The following is an 18,200-nucleotide window of genomic DNA, read 5'->3' as shown; positions in this document are numbered from 1 at the left end:
TCCTTATGCTACAAATGGACTGGCAGAGCGCTTAGGCGTCAGCCATCTCCTGCTTCATCTTCTCGATAACCTTGCGGTACTCGGGGTCGCATGCGCCCAGAATCTGCGTGGCGCAAATGGCAGCGTTCTTGGCACCGTTGATGGCCACACAGGCAACGGGCACGCCCGAAGGCATCTGCACCATCGACAGCAGCGAGTCCATACCACCCAGATCGCTCGTCTTCATAGGCACGCCGATAACCGGCAGCGGCGTAAACGCAGCCACGACACCACCCAGGTGAGCAGCCTTGCCGGCGGCGGCGATAATCACCTTGATGCCGCGGTCGGCAGCAGTCGAGGCCCACTCATGGACCTTCGCCGGCGTGCGATGCGCGCTTGCAATGACGAGCTCATAGGGCACGCCCAGTGCCTCGAGCTCGGCAGTGCAACCTTCCATAACGCCCAGATCGGACTTGGAGCCCATGATGATCCCGACAACCGGCTTCTGATCTGCCATAAACAAAGACCTCCTGTTGAGAGCGGTGACGCGGCGAATCCGCGACCCTTAACTACTGAGAGTAGTATAGCTGCTCCCGTCCCTGCGGTCTTTGTGGCGCTTCGCGGGCGGGCCAGGCTCTATCTGAACGACTTTGCGAAGCAACCGGAGTGAAGATAAAGCCTGGCCCGCCCGCGAAGCGCCCTGCGACCTACCGGATATTGCCATGACGTACGTTGGCTGAAATAGTAAAGCAATGCCCGCCGTCCTTGACGGAGCGGCGGGCACGTTTGCTTAGTTGTCGCTGGGACTACTTAGCCTTGCTGCGACGATGGAAGAAAGCGCCGATCGCGGCGATGATGGCGCCAAGACCACCGACGGCCGCGACGGTCGCCGCCGTCTGGTCGCCGGTATTGGGGATCGCCGAACCGCTCTTCTTGCTGCCCTGGGCCTTGTCGCCTGCGGGCTTGCCCGCCTGGTTGCCGCCGTTTGAGCCATTGCCGGAACCCTGGTTGCCGGAATCGGCATCCTTGAGGCTCTCAATGGCCAGCTTGAGCTGGTCATAGGCCGCCTGGAGCTGGATGTCGGAAGCATTCTCATCACCCAAGACGTCCTCGGCGTAGGTAATGGCATCCGTCAGGGCCTTGACAGACTCGTCCGTCTTGCCCCTGGTGTCAGTCTCCTTCGCCTGCTTGACCAAGGCCTTGAGCTGCTTCTTGGTCGGGTTCTCGACCGGGGTCACCGGAGTCTTCTCAAGCGCGTCGCGAGCACTCTCGAGTGCCTTGAGTGCCTGGTCGACCTCGTCCTGCGTGGCGTTCTCGTCGTTCAGGATGGCGCGGGCGCTCGCCAAGGCGTTCTGGAACGCGGTCCAGGAAGCCTCGGTGTAGTCGCTGGCCTTAAGGTCGCCGGCTGCAACCTCGGCATCAACCTTTTCAATCGCGGCAGTGAGGTCGTCCTTCGCCACCGGATTGGGAACGGCCGTACCGTAGAACTTGAGCTCCGCCATGCTGCAGTAGGCGTCAACGCTGCCACCGCCGGCGTGGAGCACCTTGACGGTCACGTAGCGACCGCGCGCGGCACCAAAGCTCATCTGCTTCCAGTCGCCACGGTCGGTGAGCACGCGGCCGTCGTTGTCGAAGGTAAACGTACCCATCGACGTGGCGGTGCCCATCTCATAACCGTCGGCGGTGTCGGAAACCAGCACCTCGGCCTCAAAGATATCGCCGTTCGTGCCGCCGTCCTGGCGCGGCAGGAACGTGACGTCGGTGAGATCGTAGTCGCGGCCCAGGTCGACGGTCAGGTACTGGGGCATACCGGCCTTATAGGCCCAGTCGCTGTGCCAGAGCGTCTGCTCATCGCCGTCAAGAGCGTTGACGGCGTTGCTGCCCTCATAGTCGGCCTCGCTCGAGAAGCCGGTCACCTTGACGTTCTCGCGGTTCTCGGGCGTGTTGATGAGGCTCTTCTCATCGACGGGGCGCATCTTGAGGCCGTCGATTGCCTTCTCGATCTTGGCCGTGGCGTCTGCGACATCCTTCTTGCTATAGCTGCCCTGGCCGCCATCGAGGAGCTTCTGAGCCGCCTCGACCGCAGCGGTGAGGGCTGCATAGGAATCCTTGGTGTAGACGGACTCGCTGTAGCCCGCGGCCTTGGAAAGCGCTGCCATGAGCGCAGAGGTGTCGACACCAGCCTTGACCTCGACCTCATAGGATGCGGTCTTGGAGGGATCGAGCACCGACGCCACCGTGATCGTTGCCTTGCCGGCCTTGTTGGCGCGCAGGTAGTAGCTCACGCTATCGCCGGCCTGGACAGCGGAGACGCTCACCACAGAAGGATCGGAGCTCTCGACCGTCACATAGGGGTAGCCGGCGCTCTCGGGCGTGGCCTTGGCGTCGACGAGCGTCACATCGCCCTCGAAGAACTCGGTCTGGTTCTTGCCCAGTTCGACACCCTCGATGGCCTCGACACCCTGTGTGTAGTTGAAGTTGATCTCGCGCAGCGTGAGCATCTGGTCACCCGATGCCTCAAGCGGCGTGATCTCGACCTTGGTCGCCTTCTTGCCCTTGTTCTCGGCAGAGAGGCCAAAGGCGTAGCGAGCCTGATAGGAATCAAAGCTTCCGCCCGAGAACTCCTGGGTCGAGCCGTCCTCGAACGTCACGACGGACTTAATCTTCTGCACGGTGCCGTTGCCACCGTTGCGGTTAACGACCTCGACGCTATCGAGTTTCGACGGCGTCTTGAAGGCGAACGTCATCGTGGCGGGCAGCTTGACGTAGGTCGGCATCTTGCCGTCGATCCAGTTGGGCCCATAGTTCCACAGGAACTCGAAGTCGTTGCCGCCCTCATTGTTGTCGAACAGTCCGTCATAGCTCTTCTGCTGGATGAGCTTCTCGACGTTGGTGCCGTCGTCGGTGGGGAGCTCGTCGTTGGTCATCGTGATGTCAAAGGCGTCGCGGCCGTACTCGGACTTGGTGGGCTGCGGGACACCGGGCATCGTCACGGTGCCATCACTCACGAACTCGAGCGCGTCGCACGCCGGGCCGACGAGCCAAGACGTCGAGGGCAGCTCGACCTTGCCGGCCGTCTTAGCCTTGAGTTTAAAGCTCGCGACCACACCAGTACTGTTGAAGAGCTTGGCGTCGCCGCGGTTGGCGAAGGCCAGGTTGATGGTCTGGTGGCCATCCGTGAACTGCACTTTCTCGCGCGAGAGGTTCTCCATGCCCGCCGTCGACGCATCCTGCGCGATGCTCTCGGAGACATACTCGAACTGGTCGCTGTTGAAGTTGACGAGCGCACCGAGCGCGTTGATGTTCTCGGCGTCGGTGGCGTAGACGTCGACCGTGATCTCGTCGCCGGCCTCGACCTCCATCTTGCTCGGGATCACCGCGAGGGTGCCAGCAGCCTTGCCCTTTTGCTTGGTGCCGCCGTCGAGCGCCGCCATGGTGAAGGAGTAGTCGTACACGTCGTAGACGCCGTTGCCGTTGAGGTCGGCGAAGTGGGCGCGGATCTGGGAGTCGAACGTCGAGGTGTCGGGCTCGCGGTTCTCAAGACCCAGGTAATTCTTCATGTTGGAGTAGTCGCCGTCGGAGACCGTGGCCTTGTTGAGGTTGGAGCCCACAGCGAAGCCGTCCGTGCCGTCGGTCTTGTAGATGGCGATCTCGGAGGCGGAGAAGAAGTTGCCCACGGACGCGAGCGGCGTCATACGCACGTAGCGCGCGGCCACGGCGCCGTCGAACGCCACCGTCTTGCAAGCGGCGGAGCGCTCCCAGTCGACCTCCTGCGTCGTCCAATGCACGCCGTCGAGGCTCGTCTCGATGCGCATCTTGGTCACAGTGCCGTTACCGGCATCATCGCGCGGATAGTACTCGAGCTTGTCGAGCTTGTAAGCGCGACCGTAGTCAACGGTAAGCGCCTTGCCCAGATCGTTGCCACCGGAGTGGAAACCGCCGTCGCCCGACTGGAACTCATGGTCGAAGGCGAGTTCGGCCTTATGGCTACCGTAGAGCGAGCCCTCCCAAGTGATTTCCTCGGCCTCAGGCACGTTCCGCCACGGGTCGAGCGCAGAGTTCGCCTCAAGCACGTCGCTCCATGCGGAGTAGCCATCGGCGTTGCGCGAACGAATCTGGTAGGTATGCTTGCTGTTGTAGGCAAGATCGGTATGCGTGAATTCTGCCGCATCGCCCACGGCGAACACAGTGCCGTCTACCTTAAGGTCGTAGGAGGTAGCACCATCGACCTTCCCCCAGGTGAGCTTAATGCTCGTGGGGGTCGTGGCGTCCTCGGGGGCAGCAAGGTTCGCGGGTGCGGAGAGGTTCTCGTTGAAGCGGTCGGCCGCGAGCGTGGCATCGGCGTTCACGAAATCGCCCAGTTCGAGCGTCTGCGCTGCCGTGGCGACATCGGTCTTCGCGAACTTGACGTAGACCTTGGGATTCGTGGTGATCTTGGTGTTGTTGAAGCTCTCGCCCTGCTCGGCCTCGGTGCTGCCTGCGTCGCTACCGTAGTGGTTGAGGTTGGGGGTCTCGTTGTAGAAGTAGACCGCCTGGCCGGGCTCGGGGGTCGCGGCGTCAAAGGCCTCCTGCGAGTCGACCTCAACCACGTTGAGCGCGGATCCGCCGTTCTTGGCGGAGACGCTCGTGGGCTTGGCGGAGACGTTGGCCACAAAGGTCGTGGTGCGGTTGGAGTCGTAGCCGCTGTAGCCGCCCTGCGATGCCTCGGCGGTAAAGGTCGCCGTGCCGCCCACCACGCTCGACTTATAGACGGTGCTCACATGCTCACCGTAGGAAATATTGTCGATTGTGCCGTAGGAATCGTCCTCGGTCGTGTTGTTCTCGATGGAGGAGCCGTCATCCTCGTACTGCGTAAAGCTGCCCTCACCCTCGGTGGCGAAGAACTCGACGATACGCTGGCTGCGATTGGTGCCCTTGGTGTTGGTCTCGGTCACAGCCTCGGGGTTGTTGTTCTCGGCGTACATCGGCACGATGGCGTTGGCCTTAACAAAGAGTGGCAGCTTCCAAAGCGGAGCCTCGTAGTTGTTGAGGACCTGACCGCCGCGGTACTGCTTGCCCGAGAAGTAGTCAATCCAGATGGTGGGATTCTCGTCGGTACCGTAGTTGGGCAGGTAGATACCGTTGCGGACATCGTTGCCGTTCTCATCTGCCTGGGTATCCTGATACACCGGTGCCACCAGGAAGTTCTCACCGAACATGTACTGGTACTGCGTCGAGGTGCTTGCGGCGTACTCGGAGTTGTCGGAAAGCAGCATGGCGCGGATCATGGGAAGGCCGGTATCGCCGTTGCCCGTGTCGATGTTGGCCGCCGAGGCCGCGCTCGTGTAGATATAGGGCATGAGTTGTGCTTTGAGCTTGAGATAGAAGCGCGAGATGCCCGTGTATGGATCGCCGTGCGTCATGGGCGACTTGCGGTAGGTGCCCCAACCGTCCATGTCAAGCATAGAGGGCGTGAATGTCTTCCACTGGTAGTCGCGAGCGGAGATGATGGGATCGCCACCAAAGATGCCGTCCATATCGGAGCCGATGTTGGGGTTGCCCGAGAGGCTCTGGCCGATATACGTGGGGATATGGAAGCGAATGTACTCCCAGTTACCGCCGTACTGGTCGCCGGTCCAGATGCCGCCAAAGCGCTGCGTGCCGGCCCAGCCGTCAAGCGTGATGATGTTGGGGCGCTTGTTGGCGCCGGTGGTCACGGTGTCATAGGCCGTCTTGATGCCGTTGAGGCCAAAGGAGTAGCCGGAGCCGACCCAAGCGACGTCGGTCTTGAGCGTGGTGATGCCACCAGTCTTAACCTCAGAATCGAAATCGCGCAGCAGATGCCACGGGGTCTCGGAGTTGCTATCGGGCTCGAGGTTCGACTGGGTCCAGAGACCGGTGCTCACGCCCTTGGAGTTGGCATACTCGGTGAACTTCTTAAGATTGTCGACGTTGGCGCGCACGGCGTTGAGGCGCTCGGCAGAACTCGTTCCGTCGGAGTTGACGCCGCCAGTCTTGTAGTAACCGTTCTGGCCGTAGCCAGCACCGTAACCGTCGTTCGGCAGGAACCAGCCGAGCGGCATGTCGTTGTCCTCGTAGTCATTGATAACCTGCCGGGCGGAGAACTGGCGGTCGAAATCGGTCGCCTTCATGTTCTCGGTATCAACCGTAGGGCCCTCACCGTTGAGCGTCTCGGCCGCAAGCGTGCCGTCGAGCTTGTAGCCCGTCGACATGCCGGACTCGTATTTAACGTCGCCCTTCTCACTCGAGGACTTGCTGCCCTTGGTCTCCCACTTCTTTTGACCCGAGGTCGTTGACCAGCCATCACGGTTATAGGCATTAAGATGACCCAGGTAGAAACCGTACTCGGGCAGCAGCACCGGATTGCCGGTCACCTTGTAGTAGTCCTGCAGCATCTCGGTTGCCACGTTCGAGGCGCCCTCGTTGGTCGCCACGAAGTAATAGGCATCAAACTCATTCTCGCTGTGCAAAGTCGTGACCGTCGATGAGTCCGTGGAACCGAAGTCGTAGGAACCCTCTGCAAACGTGTTTCGGAGCACGCCGTAGCCGTCGCTCGTCCAATAGAACGGGTTGGGCGAGGCAACGCCGCCATCGGTCCAGTTGTTAGTGTTGGAGATGGCGATGGTCTGGTTGGTGTGCAGGAAGCGGCCGTTCTGGGTGCCGCCGCCAAAGAAGTTCTCGGACTTCTCCTTGGCGAGCGTCTGGACGGTACCCTTCTTATCAAGGTCGAGGGGCGCAGACTCAGAAACCACGCCACGGTCGCCTGACTTGATACTCATCTTGCCAGTCGCCTTGTCCAGGATCACGGTCGCCTTTCCGCCGGTGATCTCGATAGTGTCGCCCTTGTCGGCAACCGTCGCACTCGGCTTGCTGTAGGTGTCCGAGGTATCGGGCTGAGCCTGGATCTTAGCCGTGTGGGACTTACTGCGCGGCGTGGCGTACTCGGAAAACTCACCCTTGGGGTCGACGTTATAACGGAAAATACCGTCCTCGAGGAACGTAATACGGCCCTTGATGCCGTCAGCGAAATCGATGTCGACGACGTTCGAGGCAGACTGAGACACGGTCGCTGAGTCGACACCCTTGAGTGGCGTGGCAATCGCCTGCTGGGGATTGGCAAACACAAGCGTCGCTGCAGTGGCAACGAGGACCGCGCTTCCCTTCACCCACCGTTTCGTAAAAATGGAATTCCTACACACCTGGACTCCTTTCCTCCGACATGCGGAAGTGTCGCGGACGCACGCCCTGCAGCATGGCGCACGCATCAAACGGGAGGGGTGTTCGGTACATTCCGTGCAGTGGGCCCACCCGTTACCAAGTAGTCAACTGGTAGTAACCAGATATCCACCTATTAGGTTGAATCAGCATACAGGAGCAGTTGCGCAACCAAGTTCGGAATTCTCCCAGTGGTATTAAAATGAGCGTCAATGGCAAAGTGGGCTTAATAAGCCACACCAATTGGTTCTTCTCCCAAATATCAATTAAGCAAAAATGTACTGTTTATCTGGTATTACACAGACCATACCTTTCCCTCGGGAACTGGACTTCGCGAAGTTTCCCGAAGAAAAGGCTCAGCCGCCACCCTGCGACCTACCGGGGATTGCTATGACATACGTTGGCTGATTTGGTTTGAATAGAAAGGTTGACAGAGGGTGGTGGGCAGTTAGTTCAGATTTGTATTTTTTTGGCAGTGGCTTTTGCTTAATCATCTCGGTTTTTGAGTCACTGGGACCCAGCGATAAGCCTTTTCCGCCCTTGAGTAAGCATATCTGCCTCATTAGGAAAGCGAAAACAGTTCAATTGAGCCTAAATTAACCGACTTCTGCTCTTTGAGAAATACAAATCTGAACTAACTGTCCAAAGACATATCTCTCCCTTGGTAAAAGGCCTTCATATGATTGCAATTCACCTGAAGGCCCCATACAAAATGTGGGCTCTGTCGTCCGAATGAACGACAGAGCCCACACTCATTTTCTGTTCAGCCCCAATCATCGCGCAAAGCCCCTTCGGCAGCACACGGTGCAATTGAGCCACCGTAGGCCGGGGCGGGAGGGGCCGTGTTTCCTCCTGAGCGACTCTGCTTGCAGCCGGAGCGAAGGGGGGGAAATCTCGGCCCCTCCCGCCCCGACCGGCCAGGTCAACTACACCGTGTGCTGCGGCAGGTCCTGCAGGGCGATGACGTCCATGCCCATGTCGTTGGCGCTGCCGTGACCCTGCTGGTCCTCGCGCACCGCCTCGATGGCACTCACGTACGTGTTGGCCGCAGACATCGCCGTCACGCAGGTCACACCGCGTCGCACTGCCTCGGTGCGCAACAGATAGCCGTCGCCGCGCGAGCCCGGACCGTACGGCGTGTTGATGATCACCGCGATCTTGCCATCGGCGATGAGGTCGCCGATGTTGGGGCGCTCGCCGTCGTGCGGGCCGCTAATCTTCTCCACAACCTCGCACGTCACGTTGCCGCCGCGCAGCACGCGCGCCGTACCCTCGGTGGAGCAGATATCAAAGCCCAGGTAGCGCAGGATGCGAGCGACCGAAAGGATATGACGTTTGTCGCGGTCGCACACGCTAATGAACACCTTGCCGCTACTGGGATCGGGCAGCTTGTAGTCGATCGCCAGCTGCGTCTTGGCGTATGCCTCGGGATAGCTCTTGGCGATACCCATGACCTCGCCTGTCGACTTCATCTCGGGGCCCAGAATAACGTCGGCTCCCGGGAAACGGCCCCAGGGCATAACGGCTTCCTTCATGCAGAACCAGTCCAGCTGACGCTCGTCGTTCGGCAGGCCCAGGCTCGCGATGGAATCGCCGGCCATGATGCGCGCCGCGCACTTGGCCAGCGGCACGCCGGTGGCCTTGGAGATGAACGGCACGGTACGGCTGGCACGCGGGTTGGCTTCGATCACGTAGACGGTCTCGCCCTTAATGGCATACTGCACGTTAACCAGGCCGCGAACCCCCAGCGCCATCGCGATGCGGCGCGTGGTCTCGCGGAGCTTGGCCTGCAGGCTCTCGCTAAAGCTGAACGGAGGAATGCAGGTCGCGGAGTCGCCGGAGTGAATACCGGCCTCCTCGATATGCTCCAGAATGCCGCCGATGTAGACCTCTTCGCCATCGCACAAGGCGTCGACGTCGGACTCGATCGCACCCTCCAGGAAGCGGTCCAGATACACCGGGTAGTCGGGGCTAATGCGCGCAGCCTCGGCCATGTAATCGCGCAGATGCTCGGCATCGTAGGCGATCATCATGCCGCGGCCGCCCAGCACGTAGCTCGGACGCACCAGCAGCGGGTAGCCGATGTGCGCGGCCACGGCCTCGGCCTCCTCAAACGACGTGGCCTGGCCCGCCGGCGGGTACATGATGCCCAGCTTGTCGAGCAGGGCGGCGAAGCGCTCGCGGTCCTCGGCAAAGTCGATGGCGTCGGGCTTGGTGCCCATAATGTTCACGCCACTCTCCTCGAGCATGCGCGCCAGCTTAAGCGGGGTCTGGCCGCCGAGCGTCACTACGACGCCGTCGGGGCGCTCAACGTCGATAACGTCCATGACGTCCTCGTAGGTGAGCGGCTCAAAGTACAGGCGGTCTGACGTGTCGTAGTCGGTCGAGACGGTCTCTGGGTTGCAGTTGACCATGATGGTCTCGAAGCCGCGGGCCGCCAGCGCATAGCTCGCGTGCACGCAGCAGTAGTCAAACTCAATACCCTGGCCGATACGGTTGGGACCGGCACCCAGAATCATCGCCTTGGGCTTGCTTGCCGGCGTGGTCTCGTCGGGGGCAACGCACTTCTTGGCGACCGGGCTCGTGCGGTAAATGTTCTCGTAGGTCTTATAGTGGTATTCCGTGGCACTCGAGAACTCGGCGGCGCAGGTGTCGACCGTCTTCATGCTGGGAACCACGCCCAGACCCTTACGGTAAGCGCGAACAAAACGCTCATCCGAGCCGGTCAGCGCGGCAATCTCGGCATCGCTCGTGCCATACTGCTTGAGCAGGCGCATCGCGTCGGCGTCAATGTCCTCCACGCGCAGGCCGCGGATGCCCTCCTGGACCTGCACCATATCGTTGATGCGGTTGAGATACCACGGATCGATACCGCAGATGGCATGGATGTGGGCGATGTCCCAGCCACGGCGCAGGGCCTCGACCACAAAGAAGATGCGGTGCTCGGTCGGGGTTGCCACGGCCTGAGCGAGCTCATCGTCGCTCAGCTTGTCGGCACCCTCCTTGCCACCGGCGCAGATGCCCTGGTGACCGTCCTCCAGTGAGCGCATGGCCTTGCCGAAGGCCTCCTCAAAGGTGCGGCCGATCGCCATAATCTCGCCCACGGCCTTCATGCGCGTGGTGAGCGTGGGGTCGGTACCCTTAAATTTCTCGAAGGCAAAGCGCGGCACCTTGACCACGCAGTAGTCGATCGTGGGCTCAAAGCAGGCGGGCGTTGCCTTGGTAATGTCGTTGACGATCTCGTCGAGCGTGTAGCCCACGGCCAGGCGAGCGGCGGCCTTGGCGATGGGGAAGCCCGTGGCCTTGGAGGCCAGTGCGGACGAACGGCTCACGCGCGGGTTCATCTCGATGACGATCAGGCGGCCGGTCTGGGGGTTCACGGCAAACTGCACGTTGGAGCCGCCGGTCTCGACGCCGATCTTCTCCAAGATGGCGAGCGAGGCGACACGCATGCGCTGGTACTCAAGATCACTTAGTGTCTGCGCCGGCGCCACGGTGATGGAGTCGCCGGTGTGCACGCCCATGGGATCGAGATTCTCGATGGAGCACACGATGATGCCGTTGCCGGCGTGGTCGCGCATGACCTCCATCTCATACTCTTTCCAACCCTCGATGGACTCCTCGACCAGCACCTCGTGGGCAGGCGAGAGCTCCAGGCCCTGGCTCACGATGGAGACGAGCTCCTCGTGGGTGTGAGCGATGCCGCCGCCGGCGCCGCCGAGGGTAAAGCTCGGGCGCAGTACGCAGGGATAGCCCACGCGCTCGGCGATAGCCTCGGCGTCGGCCACGCTGTAGGCATAGCCCGAGTGCGCGACCTCCAGGCCAATCTCGGCCATAGCCTCGTTAAAGAGCTTGCGGTCCTCGCCGCGCTCGATAGCGGCCAGGTCGCAGCCGATCATCTCGACGCCGTACTTGTCGAGCGTACCGTACTTTGCCAGCTCGACGGCGGCGTTCAGACCGGTCTGGCCGCCCAGCGTGGGCAGCAGCGCGTCCGGGTGCTCTTTCTTGATTACGCGCTCGATAAACTCGGCGGTGATGGGCTCGACATAGGTGCGGTCGGCAAGACCCGGGTCGGTCATGATGGTCGCCGGGTTGGAGTTGACCAGGATGACCTCAAAGCCATCCTCCTTGAGCACCTTGCAGGCCTGGGCGCCGGAGTAATCGAACTCGCAGGCCTGGCCAATGACGATGGGACCCGAGCCAATGACGAGGATGCGCTTGATGTCGGTACGTTTAGGCATGTTTAAAACCTCCTAGAGAGGCTGACTCAATGTTTTGAAAAAGTCAGCGAGGGTGCAGCTGGTGCATCAGGTTGCCGTGATGCGAGGGCGCGCTGGGCTTATGCCCGCGCGTCCGAAGCAGAACGGCAAGATGATGTGCCAGATGCAGCCGCAGCGTCGACCGGTCCGCCGTTCGGTAGAACGGCGGAACCAACATCGGCGAAATTCCAGCCCTGCAGGCGGTCCTTGGCGGTATCGATGTCCAGATAGTTCTCCTCGCCGTCCATGAGTCGCGTAAAGGCGGTAAAGAGATAGTGAGCATCGGTAGGGCCAGGTGAGGCCTCGGGATGGTACTGGACCGAGAAGCACGGCGCATCGAGCAGCTGAATGCCCTCGGCGGTGCCGTCATTGAGATTCACATGCGTCAGGCGAATGCGGCCGAAACGCTCGTTCATCACGACCGGCGCGATACCGCGGCGCACCCAGACGCGCAGATCGCCATCGGCCGCGTGCTCGGTCTCGCCGCCCGAAAGCTCGGGGACAAGCTTGCCCAAGCTGGGGAACAACAGGCCAAAGCCGTGGTTTTGCGCGGTGATCTCCACACGGCGGCTGACCAGATTCATAACCGGCTGGTTGCCACCACGGTGACCGAATTTGAGCTTTTCCATCTGGGCGCCGCACGCCAAGCTGATCATCTGGTGACCGAGACAAATACCAAAAATTGGCACCTTGCCGATCAGCTGCTGCACCTGCTCGTAGGTCTCCACCACGGCATCGGGGTCGCCGGGGCCATTGGACAAAAAGACGCCATCGGGATTCATATCGAGCACCTGCTGGGCGGGCGTATCCCACGGCACGACGGTCAGGTCGCAGCCGGCACGGACCAGGCCCTCCAGAATGCCGCGCTTCACGCCGCAGTCGTAGGCAACCACTTTGTGGCGGGCAGGAGCGGCAGGGGCAAGCGCAAAGTCATGCGTAGTGGGCAGGTCGCTCGCGGCAAAAGCGTGGGGCTCAGGGCAGCTCACGGTCTTGACCAGGTTCTCGCCGACCAGCGTGGGCGCGGCGGACAGGCGCTCGGCAAGCTCGTCGACGTCGAAGATCTCCGTCGAGATTATGCCCATCTTGGAACCGTTGTCGCGCAGGTGGCGCACGAGAGCGCGGGTGTCGACGCCCTCGATAGCGACGATGCCGTGTGCACGCAGGTACTCCGGCACGCTGACAGTCGAGCGCCAGTTAGAAGGCGTGGCGCACATGTCGCGGACGGCCATGCCACGCATGGCGGGAGCACTCGCGGGGCGAGTGGTATCGCCGGGGAAGGCCGACTGGACATCGGTCTCGTCAATGCCGTAGTTGCCGATCTGCGGATAGGTCATGGTTACGATTTGGCCGGCATAGCTCGGATCGGTCATGACCTCAAAGTAGCCCTCGAGCGACGTGTTAAAGCAGACCTCGCCGGTTGCGGTACCCTCGGCACCACATGCACGGCCATAAAAAATGGTCCCATCCTCAAGATACAGGATGCAGGGACCGCAGGTGCCCTTGCTGGTTTTAGCCAGCATACGCTGGCACAGCTCGCTGGGCGCGACGGTGCGGGCGGCAGCGCCCGCAATATGGTTGTTCGCCATAGTTCTCCTTCCCGGTCTCACAGGACCGGCTTAAAGGTGTGTAGTTAGGCCTCGCGGTATTCTAACCGCAAGCATCGCCCATGGCATTAATTACATAGAATTGTTTACAAAATGATAATTATGACTTCCTATGCATAATGATTTTTCTAGGACGGGGATTAAAAATCATCCCGCGTGATCTTGTGACTCACGCGGGATGACATCGTTCTATGTGGCTGCGGACTACTTTTGCTTGTCCTGCTCCAGCAGCTCGGACGGCGTGCGATCGGGCTTTCCGCCGCGGAAGATCTCTCGACCGTGCAGACGATGCTCAAGATCGCGCTCGGCCTGCTCCTCCGTGATCTTGGTCTGGCTCACCACCGGGTCCTCGATCAGCGACGAAACCGAGTTGACCTGTTTTTGAATGCGCTCGGCAATGGTGTCGTCCATGCTTACGATGCGCATCTTCCAGTCGATACTCGTGGCGTTGGACGAGCTCTTGGTCCAAACGAACGTCAGGATGGCGCTTTGGTGCCCCTGAGCAGGAAACATGCCAAAGAAGGAATCATGCTGGATCCTGCTGTCCTCGTCGATATAGGCGTGAACGTTATACACCACGCGGTCGATCTTGTCGTTGAGCAGAGCATTGGTTGCGAGCGCCGCCGCCTGAATCTGACCGTTGGACAGCAGCTCGAGTTCATTGGCAGAAGACGTGTCCAGCACCGTCACCTCAACCGTGCCCGTGCGCTCATCTGCCTCGTCGACGGTAAAATCGAGCGGGAACTGCGTAAAGCCATTGCCCCATTCAAGTCCACCCTTGAGCGCGGTCGAAACGGTATCCACCGAAACGCTCTCGGAGAGGTTCGCGGTATTCAGACGTCGCATCACGCCGTAGCCAATCTGCATGCCAACAATCAGCACCAAAATGCCGATAACCACGGCCATGGCGGTCTTCGTAATGGTATGGCTCACCTGCGAGCCCGAAGGGTCGTCCTCGGACAGCGGGTCGATATGTTTTGCCTGGCTCGCGCGATCCTCGCTGCGCAGCCGCGCCAGCGTCGCCTTGTCACCGCGCTTGACGGCGGCCTCTTTCTCGCGCATGCGCTCGGTGCGCTTTTTGGCGAGCGTAGGATCCAAGACGCCGGATGCATCGATTTCGGAGAATAACTCCGTCACTTCTTCCGGAGTCAAAGGGTTCTTATCAGCCATGATCTTCCTGTCATATCAATCAGTCGAGCTCGTGCGCACGCGCACCTTCGAACTGCATTCGATAGTAACGGGCATAGGTGCCGCCACGGGCGAGAAGCTCCTCGTGCGTGCCACGTTCCACAACGCGACCATGCTCAACGGTCGCAATCTCGTCAGCATGCTTAATAGTCGAGAGACGGTGGGCGATGATGATTGTGGTACGGCCGCGTGCCAGCTCTTCGAGCGACTTCTGCACCGCTTCCTCGCTCTCGTTATCCAGGGCACTCGTCGCCTCATCCAAAATAAGAATCTTGGGATTCTTGAGAAACACGCGTGCAATGGCGACGCGCTGCTTTTGACCACCCGAAAGACGGCTGCCACGCTCGCCCACCACGGTGTCGTAGCCTTGCGGAAGCGATTCGATAAAGGTATCGATATTGGCGCGGCAGGCCGCCTCGGCGATCTCTTCTGCCGTGGCGCCCGGCTTGCCGTAGGCGATGTTCTCGCCGATCGTTCCATCGAACAGGTACACATCTTGCTGCACCAGGCCGATGGCACGGCGCAGACTATGTTGCGTCACGTCGCGCACATCCTGGCCGTCGATGCTAATGGAGCCGGCGGCAACGTCGTAAAAGCGCGGCAACAGCGAACAAGTCGTCGATTTTCCGCCGCCCGAGGGACCAACCAAAGCGATGGTCTGACCGGGCCTAATGGACAGATCCATATGGTCGATAACGGGACGTGCGCCATCACCCGCGAGCTCGACATCCTCGTAGTTAAAGCACACGTTGCGGTACTCCACGGCACCAGCCGTCACCTGCAGATCTGCAGCACCCGGCTTATCCTGAATATCGGGGACAGTCGAGAGCACCTCATCCATGCGCTTAAAGCCGGCGATGGCTTTCTGATACGTCTCGGCCGAATTGACGAGCGTCTCGAGCGGCGTGCAGAACAGCGAAATGTAGAGTGCGAAGGTTGCCATATCGACCGCCTGCAGCTGACCCTGGGCAACGAGCCAACCACCCAGCAGCACCACGATCACATAGAGCACGCCCGAGAGCAGGCCATACGTCGCGGTGTAGACGCCCATGGCGTGATACATGTTTTCCTTGGACGAAAGGTAGCGATTGTTCGAGGCACGAAACTTAGAGCGTTCGGTCTGCTCGTTGGCAAAGCTCTTGACCACACGCATGCCCGTCAGCGAATCCTGCAGCTGCGCGTTGATGCCGCTAATCTTTTTGCGGTTATCGCTAAAGACCTCGCGCATGCGCATATTCTGCCAAAACATAATGACCGCGAACACCACCGTCACCACAGCCATGGCGAGTGCGAGCACCGGCGCGATGGTAAACAGAATCACAAACGAGCCGATGATCTCGATGCCGCAAATAATGATCCACTCGGGCACGTGGTGCGCCGCCTCGCAGATATCGAACAGGTCGTTGACCACGCGGCTCATCATGTCGCCCGAGCTGTTGCGGTCGAAGTACGCAAAGCTAAAGCGCTCATACTGGTCGAACAGGTCCTCACGCATTTTGGACTCCATACGCGCGCCCATCACGTGGCCCCAATAGCTCACAAAATAGCGGCAGGCACAGCGGACGGCATACATCAGCACCAGCCCCACCGCGATCATACCGAGCGCCTGCATAATAGCAGCCTGGCCCTGAGTAAACAGCCCACCGGTCAAATTGCGCAGAATAATGGGGAACGCCAGGTCAATGGCGGCAAGCACCAGAGCACAAACAGTATCAGCAACAAAAAGCCCCATCTGGGGCTTGTAATAAGACAAGAATCTTCTAAACATGCAGTCCTCGGAGATAAAACAACAACGTGAAACCCTGGGACAAAATAATCAGTAGTGTTTGTCCCAGGGTTGCCCTCGCTTTTAAAGATCAGTTCCACCCAAGCGGTGCGCGATGCTATCGCAGGCCAAGGCGCCTACGACGGTCTTGGCGTCTTCGATTTTGCCGTCGAGTACGGCGTCGATCAGCTCGTGCAGCGGCACCAGGTCCACGTTGACAAACTCGTCATCATCGGGGTTGGGCGCGTCGAACTCGAGCTTGGTGGCCAGGTAGATATGAATAATCTCATCGCAAAAACCGCAGGACGTGACAATCGACGTCAAAAAGCGAATACGACCAGCCCTAAAGCCCGTCTCCTCATGCAGTTCGCGCTTGGCGCAATCGAGCGGGTCCTCGCCTGGATCGAGCTTGCCGGCGGGAATCTCGACCGTCACGCGGTCGATGGCGGTGCGGTACTGACGCACCAGTACGATCTTGCCGCTCTCGGTCAGTGCCACAACGGCCGCCGCACCCGGATGGCGAACGATATCGCGGGCGCTGTGGCGACCGTTGGGCAGCTCAACCTCAAGACGGTGGACGTCGAGGATCTTGCCCTTCCAGGCGCACTCCTCCGAAAGAATCTTCTCGTGCAGCTCGGCATCGTGCGGGTCGTCGCCGCCCAGCACCAGTGCCGGCTCGTCAGCGACCTCGCCACCAGGCTCGCCCTCGGCGTGCCCATACATGCGGCTGTCCTCTTCGACGACCTGCGCGTCCACGAGCTCTTCGTTCTTCTCGTCCATCCGTCTCATTCCTCTCGGATTTTAGGCATCCCAGGCGTCGCGACCGCGCAGCGCGCGCAGGCCGATGTCGTGACGCAGGGTCTTGCCCTCAAAATCAATCTTCTCGCAGGCCTCGTAGGCAAGGTTGCGAGCGTTCTCGAACGTGTCGCCCAGAGCGGTCACGGCAAGCACGCGGCCACCATTGGTCACGAGCTGGCCGTCCACCACGGCAGTGCCCGCGTGGTACACGGTCACGTTCTCCATGGCCTCGGCATCGGCGATACCGGTGATGACCTTGCCCTTCTCGTAGCTGCCGGGATAGCCCGCGCTCGTCAGGACAACGGCCACGGCCCACTCGTCGCGCCAGTCGAGTTCAATCTGGTCGAGCTCGCAGTTGGCACAAGCCAACATAACCTCGACCAGGTCGTTCTTAAGGCGCGGCAGCACGACCTGAGTCTCGGGATCACCAAAGCGGGCGTTGAACTCCAGTACCTTGGGGCCGGCGGGGGTGAGCATAAAGCCGCCATACAGGCAGCCGCGGTAGTCGATACCCTCGGCAGCGAGCTCGGCCACGGTCTGCTTCATGACCGCCACCATGGTGGCGTGCTCCTCGTCGGTCACGATGGGCACTGGGCTGTAGACGCCCATACCGCCGGTGTTGGGGCCCTTGTCGCCCTCGAGCGCGCGCTTGTGGTCCTGCGAGGTAGCCATGGGGCGCACGGTCTTGCCGTCGGTAAAGGCCAGCAGCGAGCACTCGGGACCAACGAGCATCTCCTCGATAACCACGGTGCTGCCGGCATCGCCAAAGGTGCCGCCAAAGCACTCGCGCACGGCCTCCTCGGCCTGCTCAAGTTCGGTCGCCACGATAACACCCTTGCCCGCGGCAAGGCCGTCGGCCTTCACGACCAGCGGAGCGCCCTGCTCGCGCACGTAGGCGAGAGCCGAAGCCTCGTCGGTAAACGAACCATAGGCTGCCGTCGGAATGCCCGCACGCTCCATGAGCTGCTTGGAGAACAGCTTGGAACCCTCCATCTGGGCACCCTCGGCACCCGGGCCAAAGCAAGGAATACCCGCCGCGCGCACGGCGTCGGCCACGCCCGCCACGAGCGGAGCCTCGGGGCCAATTACCACGAGTCCGCATCCGTGGCTCTGTGCAAACGCCGCCACGGCCGCAGGATCGCAGTCGTCGAGAACAACGTTCTCGCCACAGCTCGCGGTGCCGCCGTTGCCCGGCGCGATGTAGAGCTTGCCGGCGCGCGGTGATGCTGCGAGCTTAGCTGCCAAAGCATGCTCACGGCCGCCGCTGCCCAACAACAGGATGTCGATGGTTTGAGTGTCCGCCTTCAAGGGTGCCTCCTCTATGGATGAACGGCCCGCTCCGCGCGAGCCCTTTGCAAGCAAATATACCCCTCGGCCGCCCGCTTGGGCTGC

8 protein-coding genes are annotated in these 18,200 nt (G+C 60.9%); all 8 read right to left on the bottom strand.

The window, feature by feature from the left end:
* Positions 1 to 31: 31 nt before the first annotated feature.
* The gene (purE, locus tag KSY82_RS00905) at positions 32 to 496 is read right to left on the bottom strand and encodes a 5-(carboxyamino)imidazole ribonucleotide mutase (protein ID WP_217749884.1); all 465 of its coding nucleotides are present in this window, start codon (positions 494 to 496) and stop codon (positions 32 to 34) included.
* Positions 497 to 785: 289 nt separating this feature from the next.
* Positions 786 to 7,145 carry a discoidin domain-containing protein gene (locus tag KSY82_RS00900; RefSeq protein WP_217749883.1) on the bottom strand — a complete coding sequence of 2,120 codons (6,360 nt, stop codon included), beginning with the start codon at positions 7,143 to 7,145 and terminating at the stop codon, positions 786 to 788.
* Between the two features lie 975 nt (positions 7,146 to 8,120).
* Positions 8,121 to 11,435, bottom strand: a complete 3,315-nt coding sequence (gene carB / locus KSY82_RS00895) for a carbamoyl-phosphate synthase large subunit (protein WP_217749882.1) — start codon at positions 11,433 to 11,435, stop codon at positions 8,121 to 8,123.
* A 98-nt stretch (positions 11,436 to 11,533) separates the two neighbouring features.
* Entirely contained in the window at positions 11,534 to 13,039 is a 1,506-nt protein-coding gene (carA, locus tag KSY82_RS00890; RefSeq protein WP_254881647.1) for a glutamine-hydrolyzing carbamoyl-phosphate synthase small subunit, read from the bottom strand.
* Between the two features lie 222 nt (positions 13,040 to 13,261).
* Positions 13,262 to 14,227, bottom strand: coding sequence for a hypothetical protein (locus tag KSY82_RS00885; protein ID WP_118080038.1), 966 nt, complete (start codon positions 14,225 to 14,227; stop codon positions 13,262 to 13,264).
* Between the two features lie 19 nt (positions 14,228 to 14,246).
* A complete protein-coding gene (locus tag KSY82_RS00880; protein ID WP_217749881.1) occupies positions 14,247 to 16,013 on the bottom strand; it encodes an ABC transporter ATP-binding protein in 1,767 nt (588 codons plus the stop codon).
* An 81-nt stretch (positions 16,014 to 16,094) separates the two neighbouring features.
* Positions 16,095 to 16,790, bottom strand: coding sequence for an NUDIX domain-containing protein (locus KSY82_RS00875; RefSeq protein ID WP_217749880.1), 696 nt, complete (start codon positions 16,788 to 16,790; stop codon positions 16,095 to 16,097).
* Positions 16,791 to 16,811: 21 nt separating this feature from the next.
* Positions 16,812 to 18,116: a phosphoribosylamine--glycine ligase gene (gene purD, locus KSY82_RS00870; RefSeq protein WP_217749879.1), complete on the bottom strand. Its 1,305-nt coding sequence runs from the start codon at positions 18,114 to 18,116 to the stop codon at positions 16,812 to 16,814.
* Between the last annotated feature and the right edge of the window lie 84 nt (positions 18,117 to 18,200).

It is taken from the genome of Collinsella aerofaciens (genome assembly GCF_019131995.1).
Taxonomy (GTDB): Bacteria; Actinomycetota; Coriobacteriia; order Coriobacteriales; family Coriobacteriaceae; genus Collinsella; species Collinsella aerofaciens_S.
Note: the sequence above shows the minus strand (reverse complement) of the source record. Positions and strands in the feature narration are given on the sequence as shown.